A 14,056-nucleotide genomic window follows, 5' to 3' on the forward strand; every position below is an offset into this window, starting at 1 on the left:
AATTTGCATCTTCCCTCCCCTCCCCGCACAATGAAGTCTGTCGCAGTGAAGACATAAGGTAACCTATGAGTCAGAGTCATTTCTTTGCCCACCTCTCCCGCCTGAAACTCATCAACCGCTGGCCGCTGATGCGCAACGTGCGTACTGAAAATGTGTCTGAGCACAGTTTGCAGGTTGCCATGGTCGCGCACGCGCTGGCCGCGATTAAAAACCGCAAATTCAACGGGCAGGTGAATGCCGAACGTATCGCCCTGCTGGCGATGTATCACGATGCATCGGAAGTGCTGACCGGGGATCTGCCTACGCCGGTGAAATATTTCAACTCGCAGATTGCCCAGGAATATAAGGCCATTGAGAAGATTGCCCAGCAGAAGCTGATCGACATGGTGCCTGAAGAGCTGCGCGATATCTTCGGGCCGCTGATCGATGAGCATCAGTATACGGAAGAGGAGAAATCCCTGGTTAAGCAGGCCGATGCGCTGTGCGCCTACCTGAAGTGTCTGGAAGAGTTATCCGCCGGGAATAACGAATTTTTACTGGCAAAAACGCGTCTGGAAAAAACGCTGGAATCCCGTCGCAGCGAAGAGATGGACTACTTTATGCGCGTGTTTGTGCCGAGCTTCCATTTGTCACTGGATGAGATTAGCCAGGATTCGCCACTCTGATTTTCGCCCAGCGGCGCTGCGCTTGCAGGGCCTACGGGGTTGTAGGCCGGGTAAGGCGTAGCCGCCACCCGGCAAAATGCTCAGAACGGAAACAGGACCGGTATCAATACCACGCACACCACCATCACCAGCACGGTGAACGGCACACCCAGCTTCACGAAATCACTGAACCTATAATTCCCGGGCCCCAGCACCAGCGTATTGACCGGGGAAGAGACCGGCGTCATAAATGCCGCGGACGCCGCCATCGCAACCATCATCGCAAACGGATACGGCGAAACGCCCATCGATTTTGCCATCGCCAGCGCAATGGGCGCCATCAGCACCGCCGTTGCGGTATTGGAGATGAACAAACCAATGGTGGCGCACATGACGAACAGGCAAACCATCATCAGGTACGGACCATATCCCCCTCCCGCGTCCATTAAGCCTTTCACGATCAAATCCACCCCGCCGGTTTTCTGTAGCGCCAGGGCGAAGGGCATCATCCCGACGATGAGAATGATGCTCGGCCAGTGAATCGCTTTGTAAGCGCTTTCGGCGTCAATACAGCGGAATTTGCCCATTAACAGACAGGCGATTATCGCCGCCACCGGGTTAGGGATCTCGTCCGTCAGCATCAGCGCGACCATCAATACCAGGCAAAAAATCGCATGGGGCGCCTGGCTGTGCGCCGGTGATGCATCGTTCTCTTCAATCGGCATATTCAGCACCACAAAATCGCGGCCTTTCTGCCCGAGCTGGCTAATCAGTTTCCAGTTGCCGACCACGAGGAAGATATCCCCCAGCAGGATCGGCTCATCCACCACCGCCCCTTCAAGGGCTACGCCATCGCGCTTCAGGCCCACCACGTTGAGGCCATAGCGGGTACGAAAGCCGATTTCACGCACGGTTTTGCCCAATAACTCCGATTCCGGGATCAGCGACACCTCGGCCATTCCCACATCCAGCGCCTGGTCAGAGAAATACTCGCCGCGCAGGACCATCGGCTCCAGCAGTTGCTCGCTACAAAACTCCCGCAGATCCACGTCTGCGGTGGACATATCAATCAGCAGGACGTCACGCGCGCGAAACTCTGACACCCCGTTCACGTTAACGATCACCCGACGAAAACGACGCCAGCGCTCAACCCCGATGACGTTCGCGCCATAGCGTTCGCGTAGCTTAAGGTCATCCAGCCGCTGCCCCACCATAGGCGATCCCGGGCGGATAGCCAGACGTCGGGCACGCCCGGTCAGACGATACTCTTTAATCAGATCGCGGAAAGAGCGCCGCTTCCAGCCCTCTTTGGCTTTATCCTGCTTCTCCCCTTTCAGCGCGAAACGGGTCAATAGCATATAGATAATGCCCATCACCAGTACCACCAGCCCGATCGGCGTAACGCTGAAAAAGCTAAACCCCTCAAGCCCCTCACGGATCAGTTCGCTGTTCACGACGAGGTTCGGCGGCGTTGCGACCAGCGTCATCATGCCGCTGATGAGCCCGGCGAAGCTCAACGGCATCATCAGCCGCGACGGGGAGATCTGCATCCTCATGCAGACGCTCAGCACGACCGGAATAAAGATGGCCACGACGCCCGTAGAGCTCATAAACGCGCCCAGCCCGGCGACCGTCAGCATCAGGTAAATCAGCATTTTGGTTTCGCTGCTGCCCGCCACCTTAACCAACCACGACCCCATCATCGTCGCCACGCCGGTGCGTACCAGCCCGTCGCCAATAATAAACAGGGCGGCAATCAAAATAACGTTGGGATCGCTAAACCCTGAAAAGGCTTCCGGCAGGGAAAGGGTACCGCTCAGAACGAATGCGACAATCACAAACAGGGCGACGGCATCCATGCGCACCTTGCCCGTGGCAAAAAGAATGATGGCGATTAACAGCAGGCTCAGGACCCAAATCAGTTCACCGTTCACAACATGTCCTTGTCAGTGGAGGAGAAGCAATTCTGCCATAAAAAAGCCCCGGTAATGCGGGGCTATATCATGGGATTACATTTTTAGCGAGACGGTTACAACTCCGTCTGACGCCTTCGAGACGTCGATGGCGGTCAGGGTGTTAAGCACGAAATCCGCCTCCTCCAGCCGGGGGGAACCCGCCGTGACGTTAACGGCAATGACGTGGCTTCCGGCGTTCAGCCCGGCCAGCACGCCTGCTGCCGCGTCTTCCACCACCACGCACTCCGCTGGCGCAAGGCCAAGCAGTTCAGCGCCGAGCAGGAACGCATCCGGTTCAGGCTTGCCGCGCTTCACGCGCTCAGCGGTAATGAAGACGTCCGGCGTCGGTAAACCTGCCGCCTTATGACGGGCATGCGCGACGGGAACCGAGCCGGAGGTGACGATAGCCCACGGGATCTGCGCTTCATTCAGGTGCTCAAGCAGTTCACGCGCACCGGGCAGCGCGGTGATGCCTTCGGTATCGGTAGCTTCAATCTGCTCAAGATAGCGGAACTCCGCCTGAATCTCTTCCTCAGAACGTCCCGCAAGGAAGTGCCGCAATGAGGTAATGGCCTGTTTGCCATGGATGAAATTCAGTACGTCCTGATGGTCGATGCCGTGCCGGTCGGCCCAGTGGCACCACGAGCGCTCCACCACCGGTAGCGAATCCACCAGCGTACCGTCCAGATCAAACAGAAAACCTTTACACTGCACACACACCTCCGTCAGGCATTAATGATTTGTTGAATTTCGTTGCTGCTTAAATGGTACTGACGCGGACAGGCGTGCCACGCGCTCAGCATACGTTGATACTTATCCCACATCGGGGTCTGGGCGTTGAAGCCGTGCGTACCCGCATCAAAATGGGTGTAACGCCCTTCGGTATTCACCATAAAGCGTACATAGCTCAGATAGCGCGCTTCCGTCGCAGCATCAAAGCCCAGGAACGTCACGCGGCGCTCGTCAATGGTCTGCTGGTCCTTCAGATTGGTCCAGGACACATGCAGCGCATGGTACATCTCCATGATGTCGATAACGATACGGCAGGTTTCCTCTTTCAGTTCGCCGAATTCGCGATCCAGTTCGCGCATCTGCAAGCCAAAACCACGTTCGACAATGGTTTGCAGGCGGCTGTAGCGCGCAGCGTTATCGGGATCAAGCATAGTCATCATCTTGTACTGGTTAGACAAAATCAGACGTTGAGCATGGGTCATTTCCATCTTTCGACTCCTGTAGCGCATTGCACTGTAAAAAAAAGACACGGTAACTGATTGTTACTGTGCCTTCTTTTGGTCGTCGTTTCGATGATCAATCACAAGTCATCGAGGAATGTTTTATCAAGCTGTTTAAACGCACGCTTGAGGGTATCCGCCAGCGCCTGATAGTCTGGCTTGCCTTCAACCGGTGCCAGCGCCTGGCCCGCCTCCTCCAGTTTTCCACGCACTTCATAAAACCAGTGTAAAACAGAAGGCGGAAGTGGCGTGACGGAACGTTTGCCTAACCACCATAGCCCCTGCATCGGCAGGCTTAAAGCAAAAAGCGCCGTCGCGACGGCAGGGCCAAGCTGTCCACCTAACGCTATCTGCCAGCACAGGGTAAAAACGGCAATCGGGGGCATAAAGCGAATCGCATAGCGCGTGGCGCGAATAGTGCGATTTTCAATAAACATGGGCGCGAGGCGCTTTTCCATCGGCCATGTCTTTGCGTAATGCTGTCCCCGACGAAACAGACTAAAAAAGTTCACGGACGGGATTTCGGGTGTCGACATGGCTGTACCTCAACTTCACATATAAAAATTAAAATTTTCGTGCAAAACCACAACAGGCTATGACAACGTTCAAAATATTTTGTCATCGCTACCCCGTATCGGGTATCCTGTGCCAGCCTGATAGGGCCGTAGACGATAAGCGTTAACTCGTCAAATTATCGCATATTATGCCATTGCCTGAAAAATGTTCAAAATGGCTTAAAATCATAGGTATTTCTTCCATCCTGCCAGAATGTTTGTTTGGCATGATGTTAATCATAAATGTCTGGGTCAGCATGCGTTACGCTTTTAGACTCACTGACGTTTTTTTAGCCACGTATCAATAATAGGTACTTCCATGTCGAGTAAGTTAGTACTGGTTCTGAACTGCGGTAGCTCCTCACTGAAATTCGCCATCATCGATGCGCTCAACGGTGACGAGTACCTCTCTGGTTTGGCCGAATGTTTCCATCTGCCTGAAGCACGTATCAAGTGGAAGATGGACGGCAGCAAACAAGAAGCGGCTTTAGGTGCAGGCGCCGCTCACAGTGAAGCGCTGAACTTTATCGTTAACACTATTCTGGCACAAAAACCAGAACTGTCTGCTCAGCTGACCGCAATTGGTCACCGTATCGTCCACGGCGGCGAAAAATACACCAGTTCCGTGGTAATCGACGACTCCGTGATCCAGGGTATCAAAGACTCTGCGTCTTTCGCACCGCTGCATAACCCGGCTCACCTGATCGGTATCGCTGAAGCACTGAAATCCTTCCCGAGTCTGAAAGACAAAAACGTGGCCGTGTTTGATACCGCGTTCCATCAGACCATGCCGGAAGAGTCTTACCTCTATGCCCTGCCATACAGCCTGTACAAAGAGCACGGCGTTCGTCGTTACGGCGCACACGGCACCAGCCACTTCTATGTGACTCAGGAAGCCGCAAAAGTGCTGAACAAGCCGGTTGAAGAAGTCAACATCATCACCTGCCACCTGGGCAACGGTGGTTCTGTTTCCGCTATCCGCAACGGTAAGTGTGTTGACACCTCTATGGGTCTGACCCCGCTGGAAGGTCTGGTGATGGGTACCCGTTCCGGTGATATCGACCCGGCGATCATCTTCCACCTGCACGACACCCTGGGCATGAGCGTTGACGACATCAACAAAATGCTGACCAAAGAGTCTGGCCTGCTGGGCCTGACCGAGGTCACCAGCGACTGCCGTTACGTTGAAGACAATTACGCAGAAAAAGCTGACGCTAAACGTGCAATGGACGTTTATTGCCACCGTCTGGCGAAGTACATCGGTTCTTACACCGCGCTGATGGAAGGCCGTCTGGATGCTGTTATCTTCACCGGCGGTATCGGTGAGAACGCGGCAATGGTACGTGAACTGTCCCTGGGCAAACTGGGCGTTCTGGGCTTCGAAGTTGATCATGAGCGTAACCTGGCTGCCCGCTTCGGCAAGTCTGGCTTCATCAACAAAGAAGGCACCCGCCCTGCTATCGTTATCCCAACTAACGAAGAGCTGGTCATCGCGCAAGACGCGCACCGCCTGACTGCCTGATTCCACACCGCCAGCAATGCTGGCGGTGCTGTTTTGTAACCCGCCCAACGCGGCGGTAACGAAAGAGGATAAACCGTGTCCCGTACTATTATGCTGATCCCTACCGGAACCAGCGTCGGCCTGACCAGCGTCAGCCTCGGCGTAATCCGCGCTATGGAACGCAAAGGCGTTCGTCTGAGCGTCTTTAAGCCTATCGCCCAGCCACGTGCCGGTGGCGATGCGCCAGACCAGACCACCACCATCGTTCGCAAGAACTCCAATCTGCCAGCGGCTGAACCGCTGAAGATGAGCCACGTTGAATCTCTGCTCTCCAGCAACCAGAAAGACGTGCTGATGGAAGAGATCATTGCCAACTACCACGCAAACGCGCAGGACGCGGAAGTGGTGCTGGTTGAAGGCCTGGTCCCGACCCGTAAACACCAGTTTGCCCAGTCTCTGAACTTTGAAATCGCGAAAACCCTGAACGCAGAGATCGTTTTCGTGATGTCTCAGGGCACGGATACCCCAGAGCAGCTGAAAGAGCGTATCGAACTGACGCGCAGCAGCTTCGGCGGTGCGAAAAACACCAGCATCACCGGCGTGATTGTTAACAAGCTGAACGCGCCAGTAGATGAGCAGGGCCGTACGCGTCCTGACCTGTCCGAAATTTTTGACGACTCTTCCAAAGCGAAAGTCATCAAAGTTGACCCGGCTAAGTTGCAGGATTCCAGCCCGCTGCCTGTTCTGGGCGCGGTGCCATGGAGCTTCGATCTGATTGCCACCCGTGCAATCGATATGGCGCGTCACCTGAACGCCACCGTGATCAACGAAGGCGATATCAACACCCGCCGCGTGAAGTCCGTAACTTTCTGCGCACGTAGCATTCCACACATGCTGGAGCACTTCCGTGCAGGTTCCCTGCTGGTAACCTCCGCAGACCGTCCGGACGTGCTGGTTGCAGCCTGTCTGGCCGCGATGAACGGCGTGGAGATCGGCGCGATCCTGCTGACCGGTGCCTACGAGATGGACCCACGCGTAAGCAAGCTGTGCGAACGTGCGTTCGCCACTGGCCTGCCAGTCTTCATGGTGAACACTAACACCTGGCAGACCTCCCTGAGCCTGCAAAGCTTCAACCTCGAAGTGCCGGTTGATGACCACGAGCGTATCGAGAAAGTTCAGGAATACGTTGCGGGCTACATCAACGCAGACTGGATCGAATCCCTGACCGCGACCTCCGAGCGCAGCCGTCGTCTGTCTCCTCCAGCCTTCCGTTACCAGCTGACCGAGCTGGCGCGTAAAGCGGGCAAACGCGTGGTTCTGCCAGAAGGCGACGAACCACGTACCGTTAAAGCGGCAGCCATCTGTGCAGAGCGCGGTATCGCGACCTGTGTGCTGCTGGGTAACCCGGATGAGATCAACCGCGTTGCGGCGTCTCAGGGCGTTGAGCTCGGCGCGGGCATCGAAATCGTTGATCCTGAAGTGGTCCGCGAAAGCTACGTTGCCCGTCTGGTTGAGCTGCGTAAGAACAAAGGCATGACCGAAGCCGTTGCGCGCGAGCAGCTGGAAGACAACGTGGTGCTGGGTACGCTGATGCTGGAGCAGGACGAAGTTGACGGTCTGGTTTCCGGTGCGGTTCACACCACCGCAAATACCATCCGTCCACCGTTGCAGCTGATCAAAACTGCACCGGGCAGCTCTCTGGTCTCCTCCGTGTTCTTCATGCTGCTGCCTGAACAGGTTTACGTTTACGGCGACTGCGCGATCAACCCGGACCCAACCGCAGAGCAGCTGGCAGAAATCGCTATCCAGTCTGCGGACTCCGCGATTGCCTTCGGTATCGAACCACGCGTCGCGATGCTCTCCTACTCCACTGGCACCTCTGGTGCAGGTAGTGACGTAGAGAAAGTCCGTGAAGCGACCCGCATTGCACAGGAAAAACGTCCGGATCTGATGATCGACGGCCCGCTCCAGTACGATGCCGCGGTAATGGCTGACGTGGCGAAATCCAAAGCGCCGAACTCGCCGGTTGCAGGTCGCGCTACCGTGTTCATCTTCCCGGATCTGAACACCGGTAACACCACCTATAAAGCGGTACAGCGTTCAGCAGACCTGATCTCCATCGGGCCAATGCTGCAAGGCATGCGCAAACCTGTGAACGACCTGTCCCGTGGTGCGCTGGTTGACGATATCGTCTACACCATCGCGCTGACCGCGATCCAGTCTTCGCAGCAGCAGTAAGCTAAAAAGCCCGGTGGCGCTAGCGCTTACCGGGCCTACGGTTTTATAGGCCGGATAAGCGAAGCGCCATCCGGCAAGAGAGGCGACCACAAATGGTCGCCTTTTTTATTACAGCAGCTCCCGCGCCGCCGACACAATGTCATGTGCCGTCAGGCCATACTCCTTCTGCAAGAAGTCCTGCGTACCCACCTGACCATACCGTTCCTTCACCCCCACCCGCCGCATAGGCACCGGACAGGTTTCCACCAGCACTTCCGCCACCGCCGACCCCAGCCCGTTGTGAATGCTGTGATTTTCGCAGGTCACAATACGCCCGGTTTTCTCGGCATAGTTTTTCACCAGCATCCGATCGATGGGCTTCAGGGTAAACATGTCGATGACCGCTGCGCTTACCCCCTCCTGCTCCAGCTGGCGCGCCGCCTCCAGCGCTTCCGCCACCATAATGCCGTTAGCAATCAGGGTAATATCGGTTCCCTCGCGCAGCACGTTGCCCTTGCCGATGGTGAAGGTTGACCCCGGGGCATACACGCTCGGCGCCTGTTTACGGATGGTCCTTACCCAGTAAAAGCCTTCCAGGTCGATAAGCTGACGCAGCACATCTTCGAACATCACCGCATCGGTCACCTCCAGCACCACTGAATGCGCCAGACCGCGCACGATGCCCATATCCTCAAAAGACATATGCGTCCCGCCGTTGTGGCAGGCCGTCACGCCCGCATCCGAGGCAATCACCTTCACGTTATTGCGCTGGTAGTCCAGGGACATAAACAGCTGGTCGAAGCAGCGACGGCTGGCAAAGGCGGTAAAGGTATGGACGAACGGCTTACGTCCGGTGAGCGACAGCCCGGCGGCCGTCCCAATCACGTTGGCCTCCATAATGCCGCAGTTGATAACGTGCTGTGGATAATCACGCGCTACGCCGTCCATCGCCATCGAACTCATCAGATCCGCTTCGAGCGCAATGATCTCGCTCCCGGCCTCAATCTGTTTTGCCACAAAACCCGCGTAGACCTTACGCATCTCAACGGCATCTTTCTGTCCTGTCGGTGCAACCTTAATCATGTGAAGCCTCCAGTTGGCGAATCGTCTCGTTAAGCGCCGCTTTGCTCTCCTCGGTTAATCGCAGGTGATGCGAGTTGCTGAGCTGTTCCAGGTATGGCACCCCCTGCCCTTTGATGCTGTCGAGGATCACCACCCGCGGACGCGCATCGGCCTCAGGAATCGGCGCGGTCACCTCCAGCAGCGCCGGAATGTCATCCCCTTTCACCGTCACCACGTCAAAACCAAAGGCGCGGAATTTGCCTTCCAGGTCGAAGGCGCTGATGATTTCGTCCAGCTCGCCGTCGAGCTGCTGTTTGTTCCAGTCCACGAATACCGTCAGGTTGTTCAGTCGATGGTGAGCGATAAACTGGAAGGCTTCCCAGCACTGCCCTTCATTCAGTTCTCCGTCGCCAACGATGCAAAACACCCGGTTTGGCCTTCCTGCCAGCTTGTGCGACAGCGCCATGCCGCCAGCGATGGAGATCCCCTGCCCCAGTGAACCGGTGGTGGCATCCACGCCGCGTGTTTTCAGGCGATCCGGGTGACTTGGCAGACGCGTCCCGTTCTGGTTCAGCGTGCTCAACTCTTCAATCGGGAAGTAGCCCTTAATCGCCAGCGTGCTGTACAGCGCCGGCCCCGCATGGCCTTTCGACAGCACAAAGTAATCGCGCTCTGGCCAGTCCGGATCGGCCGGGTCGATCTTCATCACCGCGCCGTACAGAACGGCCAGCGTTTCAACGACTGACATGCTGCCGCCGTAGTGCCCAAAACCCAGCTGCGTAAGGGATTTCAGCGTCTCAAGGCGGATCTGACGCGCCAGGTCGGTTATTTCATTCTCATTCATGATTTGGCTCCGGGGTTTTCCTGCGCGTTACCGCTGGCAGGTTTGTTTTTAGCGAAGACGTTGTAGGCCACCAGCAGCGCGAACAACACAACAACCAGTCCGGTGATGGCAAGCGGCGACAGGAAGCGTGCCAGGTTGCCCAGCACAATCCCGACCGCACCAAAATCAGCGTCCGAGAAGGTCGTATTCGCAAAGCCAATTGCGCCCAGAACAGGCAGCAGCAGGACCGGGAGGAAGGTGATCAGCAGGCCGTTAGCAAAGGCGCCAATCATTGCCCCGCGGCGTCCACCGGTGGCGTTACCGAACACGCCCGCCGTTGCGCCGGTGAAGAAGTGCGGAACGACGCCCGGGAGGATCAGCACCCAGCTAAACTGACCGCAGATGAACAACCCAACAATCCCGCCGAGGAAGCTAAACAGGAAACCAATCAGCACCGCGTTTGGCGCATACGGGTAGACTACCGGGCAGTCCAGCGCAGGCCGCGCATTGGGCACCAGTTTTTCCGAGAAGCCGGTAAAGGCCGGGACGATTTCCGCCAGAATCAGGCGCACGCCCTGCAAGATGATGAACACGCCTGCCGCGAAGGTGATGGCCATAATGATGGCGTACACCAGGTAGTTCTGGCCGCCGCTGAAGGTGGCCTCCACGTACTCACGTCCGGCGCTCACCGCCATGATCAGGTAGATAATCATCATGGTAAGGGAGATGGAGATTGAACTGTCACGCAGGAAGCTAAGGTTCTTCGGCAGGTTCATCTCTTCGGTGGAGCGCGAGCCTTTCCCGACCTTGCTGCCAATCCAGCCGGACAGCACGTAGCCCAGCGTGCCGAAATGACCGAAGGCGATCTCATCGTTGCCGGTAATACGCTTCATATAGCGCTGCGCAATCGCCGGGAAGAAGGCCATAATCAGGCCGAGGATCAACGAACCGGTAAAGACCAGCCCGACCCCCTCGAAGCCTGCAACCGTCAGGATCACGCCGATCATGCATGCCATGTAGAAGGTGTGATGCCCGGTGAGGAAGATGTATTTCAGGCGGGTAAAGCGCGCAACAATAATATTCGCCACCATCCCGAAGGCCATAATGAGCGCGGTGGAAGCGCCATATTTCTCTAGGGCAATCGATACAATAGCTTCATTGTTGGGAATAATGCCCTGAATATTAAAGGCGTGCTCAAACATACCGCCGAGCGGATTTAAAGAGCCCACCAGCACAGTTGCGCCGCCGCCCAGTACAATAAAGCCGAGAATGGTTTTAATTGTGCCTTTTACCACATCCGAAAAGGCTTTTTTCTGCGCCACAAGACCAATCAGAGCAATTAACCCGACCAGCACTGAAGGGACTTTTAAAATATCAACAACGAAATTCAGCGTTTCAAGGATAAACATATCCACCTCGCCTTATCAGGATTATTGTCTTTCGAACCAGGCGCGCAGCTGCGCTTCGAGTTCGTTGATATCGATGATATTGTTGATTACCACCAGCTGGCTTTCCGGCACGCTGGCGCTGGCGGCAATGTCTTTCGCCATTACAAACAGGTCCGCCGCGCCCGGCGTGGCCGAGGAGAGATCGGAGTGTTCAACCTCGGCCTCAATTTCCAGTTTTTTGAGCACCTTTTTAATATTCATTTCGACCATAAAACTGCTGCCCAGGCCGGAGCCGCAAATAGCCATGATTTTCATTGTTATCCCCTTTTTTGAGTAGAGTACGCCCCATCACGCTGACGCGTAATGTTGAGATGAATCGGATTAAATAATTAAATCAGAAGCGATCGATAACGGTTTTTATCTCCTCCAGCGTATTCTCCCGATGTAATTCAGCCATATCTTCGTCGCTGGAAAATAATTCCGCTAAGGCTGAGATCATTTCGATATGGCTATGCTTGTCCGGTGCCGCCAGCATCACAATCACATCGACGGGGTCAAACTCACCGGCACCAAAAGAGACGCCCTGTTTTAGTTTTAATAATGACAGGCCAAGTCCTTTCGCCCCTTCTTCCGGTCGCGCATGTGGCATTGCCAGCCCTGGAGCCAGCACATAGTAGGGACCTAACGTCTGGTGCTGCTCGATGATAGCCGTGACATATTCCGGCGCAATGACCTGCAAATCCAGCAGCGGTTTCGCGCACAGTTCCAGCGCCTGGGGCCAGCTTTCAACGCTATCCTGTAGGATGATGGTTGTATCATATATCCACTTTTTGAGCATTTTTCACTCCCGCTAAAGACCAGACATGGGCAAACTCTATTCAACCCATCAATCAATGACTGCGATCGCGATCACAAAGATAGCGCTACCAACGACTAACATGCAGAACTGTGATAGCGCTATCAAATTGCTATCCTGGTGCGAAATCACAGCAAAAAAAGGGATTTAAGGCGTATACTGCCTGTCACGTAAAATGAAGGATGAAACTGAATCGCGTCCTGTCAGCAGGAAGATGTATGTCTTTAACCCGAAAACGGCGCAGTACCGGAAAAGTAACGCTCGCGGATGTCGCACAGCTTGCCGGCGTAGGCACGATGACTGTTTCCCGTGCCCTCCGCACGCCCGAACAGGTTTCCGATAAACTGCGTGAAAAAATTGAAGCCGCGGTGCAGGAGCTGGGTTATATGCCCAATCTTGCCGCCAGCGCACTGGCATCGGCGTCGTCATGGACGATCGCGATGGTAGTTCCCAATCTTTCCGAAGCTGGCTGTTCCGAGATGTTCGCCGGGCTACAGCAGGTGCTCCAGCCAGCCGGATACCAGATCATGCTGGCGGAATCTCAGCATCGTCTTGAACAGGAAGAGAAACTGCTCGAAACGCTGCTGGCCTCGAATATCGCCGCGGCGATACTGCTCAGCGTCGAGCACTCCGATACCGTACGCCACTGGCTGAAAAACGCCTCTATCCCGGTGATGGAAATGGGTGCAATGCGTGCCGATCCGATTGATATGAATATCGGGATTGATAACGTCGCCGCCATGTATGAACTTACCGAGATGGTGATTCAGCGTGGCTACCAGAATATCGGCCTGCTGTGCGCTAACCAGGAGCAGTGGATTTTTCAGCAGCATTTGCAGGGCTGGTACAAGGCGATGCTGCGCCACCACCTGTCGCCGAACAGAGTGATTAATGCCGCCATGCCGCCGAACTTCTCCACCGGTGCGGCACAACTGCCAGAGTTCCTGCTGGCGTGGCCGGAACTGGATGCGCTGGTGTGCGTATCAGATGAACTGGCCTGCGGCGCGCTGTATGAGTGCCAGCGTCGACGCATCAAAGTGCCGGACGATTTAGCGGTCGTGGGCTTTGGCGACAGCGACGTCAGCCGCGTCTGCCAGCCGCCGCTGACAACGATGGCAGTACCGCATCGCAAGATTGGGATTGAAGCCGGGAAAGCGTTACTGGAACGTCTGAATGACGGAGACTGGCGCGATCATAAACCCATCGCGTCCAGCCTGTGTCTGCGGGAAAGCTGTTAAGGCTTACTCAGCCTCTTCCTCTTTTTCCGCCTTATTTTCCGGTTTAGCGGATTCGTTTTTGGCGTTGCGGGTCATCCACAGCGCCAGTGCTTTAAGGGAATCGGGCGTGAACTCGTCGCAACGCGCGGTGATCTCTTCCGGCGTCATCCAGCACACTTCGCTCACTTCCTCTTCCTGCAAGGCGAAAGGTCCGTGGGAAACGCAGCTGAACAGCCCGCCCCAGACGCGACAATGTTCATCTTCGAAATAAAATTGCCCGTGCTCGGCAAACGGCACGCCAGCGATACCTAACTCTTCTTCCGCTTCACGACGCGCGGAATCCAGCAATACTTCATCGGCCTGCACGACGCCACCCGCTGTGGCATCCAGCATACCAGGAAGAAAATCTTTGGTGTCGGTGCGACGCTGGACCAGAATCTTGCCCATGCCGTCATGAACAACGATGTAAGTCGCGCGGTGACGCAGACGCTCCGCACGCATTTGTTCGCGGCTGGCCTGCGCGATCACTTCATTCTCTTCGCTGACAATGTCAACCCACTCAGTACTTGCCAAATGATTCTGCTCCACCATCGGGAAACCTTCTCGT

At 55.7% G+C, this 14,056-nt stretch carries 14 protein-coding genes; 4 read left to right on the plus strand and 10 right to left on the minus strand.

What is annotated here, in order from left to right; genetic code table 11:
- Positions 1-65 precede the first annotated feature (65 nt).
- Positions 66-665 carry a 5'-deoxynucleotidase gene (gene yfbR, locus ACOTYH_RS15285; RefSeq protein WP_003861468.1) on the plus strand — a complete coding sequence of 200 codons (600 nt, stop codon included), beginning with the start codon at positions 66-68 and terminating at the stop codon, positions 663-665.
- An 80-nt stretch (positions 666-745) separates the two neighbouring features.
- On the opposite strand, the gene ACOTYH_RS15290 is transcribed toward yfbR, so the two are convergent.
- The 4 genes from ACOTYH_RS15290 to yfbV all read right to left on the minus strand — a co-directional run bounded on the left by ACOTYH_RS15290 (position 746) and on the right by yfbV (position 4,367).
- A complete protein-coding gene (locus ACOTYH_RS15290; RefSeq protein WP_017693001.1) occupies positions 746-2,578 on the minus strand; it encodes an SLC13 family permease in 1,833 nt (610 codons plus the stop codon).
- Between the two features lie 75 nt (positions 2,579-2,653).
- Complete coding sequence (locus ACOTYH_RS15295) at positions 2,654-3,313, minus strand: sugar phosphatase (protein WP_077579890.1); 660 nt, start codon at positions 3,311-3,313, stop codon at positions 2,654-2,656.
- Between the two features lie 11 nt (positions 3,314-3,324).
- On the minus strand, positions 3,325-3,819 hold the full coding sequence (locus ACOTYH_RS15300) for a YfbU family protein (protein ID WP_003861461.1): 495 nt from the start codon (positions 3,817-3,819) through the stop codon (positions 3,325-3,327).
- 92 nt (positions 3,820-3,911) lie between these two features.
- Positions 3,912-4,367 carry a terminus macrodomain insulation protein YfbV gene (gene yfbV, locus ACOTYH_RS15305; protein ID WP_017383434.1) on the minus strand — a complete coding sequence of 152 codons (456 nt, stop codon included), beginning with the start codon at positions 4,365-4,367 and terminating at the stop codon, positions 3,912-3,914.
- Between the two features lie 337 nt (positions 4,368-4,704).
- Between yfbV and ackA the strand changes: the two genes are divergently transcribed.
- Together ackA and pta are read left to right on the plus strand one after the other, a co-directional pair.
- The gene (gene ackA / locus ACOTYH_RS15310) at positions 4,705-5,907 is read left to right on the plus strand and encodes an acetate kinase (protein ID WP_015572267.1); all 1,203 of its coding nucleotides are present in this window, start codon (positions 4,705-4,707) and stop codon (positions 5,905-5,907) included.
- A gap of 75 nt (positions 5,908-5,982) precedes the next feature.
- Entirely contained in the window at positions 5,983-8,124 is a 2,142-nt protein-coding gene (gene pta, locus ACOTYH_RS15315) for a phosphate acetyltransferase (protein WP_063619654.1), read from the plus strand.
- Between the two features lie 108 nt (positions 8,125-8,232).
- Here pta and ACOTYH_RS15320 read toward each other — a convergent pair whose 3' ends face one another.
- The 5 genes from ACOTYH_RS15320 to ACOTYH_RS15340 all read right to left on the minus strand — a co-directional run bounded on the left by ACOTYH_RS15320 (position 8,233) and on the right by ACOTYH_RS15340 (position 12,214).
- The gene (locus tag ACOTYH_RS15320; protein ID WP_015572265.1) at positions 8,233-9,186 is read right to left on the minus strand and encodes a transketolase family protein; all 954 of its coding nucleotides are present in this window, start codon (positions 9,184-9,186) and stop codon (positions 8,233-8,235) included.
- Entirely contained in the window at positions 9,179-10,009 is an 831-nt protein-coding gene (locus tag ACOTYH_RS15325) for a transketolase (RefSeq protein ID WP_015572264.1), read from the minus strand. The genes ACOTYH_RS15320 and ACOTYH_RS15325 overlap by 8 nt, the downstream gene beginning before the upstream one ends.
- On the minus strand, positions 10,006-11,397 hold the full coding sequence (locus ACOTYH_RS15330) for a PTS ascorbate transporter subunit IIC (protein ID WP_017383437.1): 1,392 nt from the start codon (positions 11,395-11,397) through the stop codon (positions 10,006-10,008). Before ACOTYH_RS15330 ends, ACOTYH_RS15325 begins: the two co-directional genes overlap by 4 nt.
- 21 nt (positions 11,398-11,418) lie before the next feature.
- On the minus strand, positions 11,419-11,691 hold the full coding sequence (locus tag ACOTYH_RS15335) for a PTS sugar transporter subunit IIB (protein WP_003861447.1): 273 nt from the start codon (positions 11,689-11,691) through the stop codon (positions 11,419-11,421).
- Positions 11,692-11,770: 79 nt separating this feature from the next.
- On the minus strand, positions 11,771-12,214 hold the full coding sequence (locus tag ACOTYH_RS15340; RefSeq protein WP_421637811.1) for a PTS sugar transporter subunit IIA: 444 nt from the start codon (positions 12,212-12,214) through the stop codon (positions 11,771-11,773).
- Between the two features lie 236 nt (positions 12,215-12,450).
- Between ACOTYH_RS15340 and ACOTYH_RS15345 the strand changes: the two genes are divergently transcribed.
- Positions 12,451-13,470 carry a LacI family DNA-binding transcriptional regulator gene (locus tag ACOTYH_RS15345; RefSeq protein WP_017383439.1) on the plus strand — a complete coding sequence of 340 codons (1,020 nt, stop codon included), beginning with the start codon at positions 12,451-12,453 and terminating at the stop codon, positions 13,468-13,470.
- A 3-nt stretch (positions 13,471-13,473) separates the two neighbouring features.
- Here the strand turns inward: ACOTYH_RS15345 and yfcD are convergent, their stop codons facing one another.
- Positions 13,474-14,040: an NUDIX hydrolase YfcD gene (gene yfcD / locus ACOTYH_RS15350; RefSeq protein ID WP_006811396.1), complete on the minus strand. Its 567-nt coding sequence runs from the start codon at positions 14,038-14,040 to the stop codon at positions 13,474-13,476.
- Between the last annotated feature and the right edge of the window lie 16 nt (positions 14,041-14,056).

The sequence above is a fragment of the Enterobacter cloacae complex sp. SHL001 genome (assembly GCF_049236825.1).
Classification (GTDB): domain Bacteria; phylum Pseudomonadota; class Gammaproteobacteria; order Enterobacterales; family Enterobacteriaceae; genus Enterobacter; species Enterobacter hormaechei_C.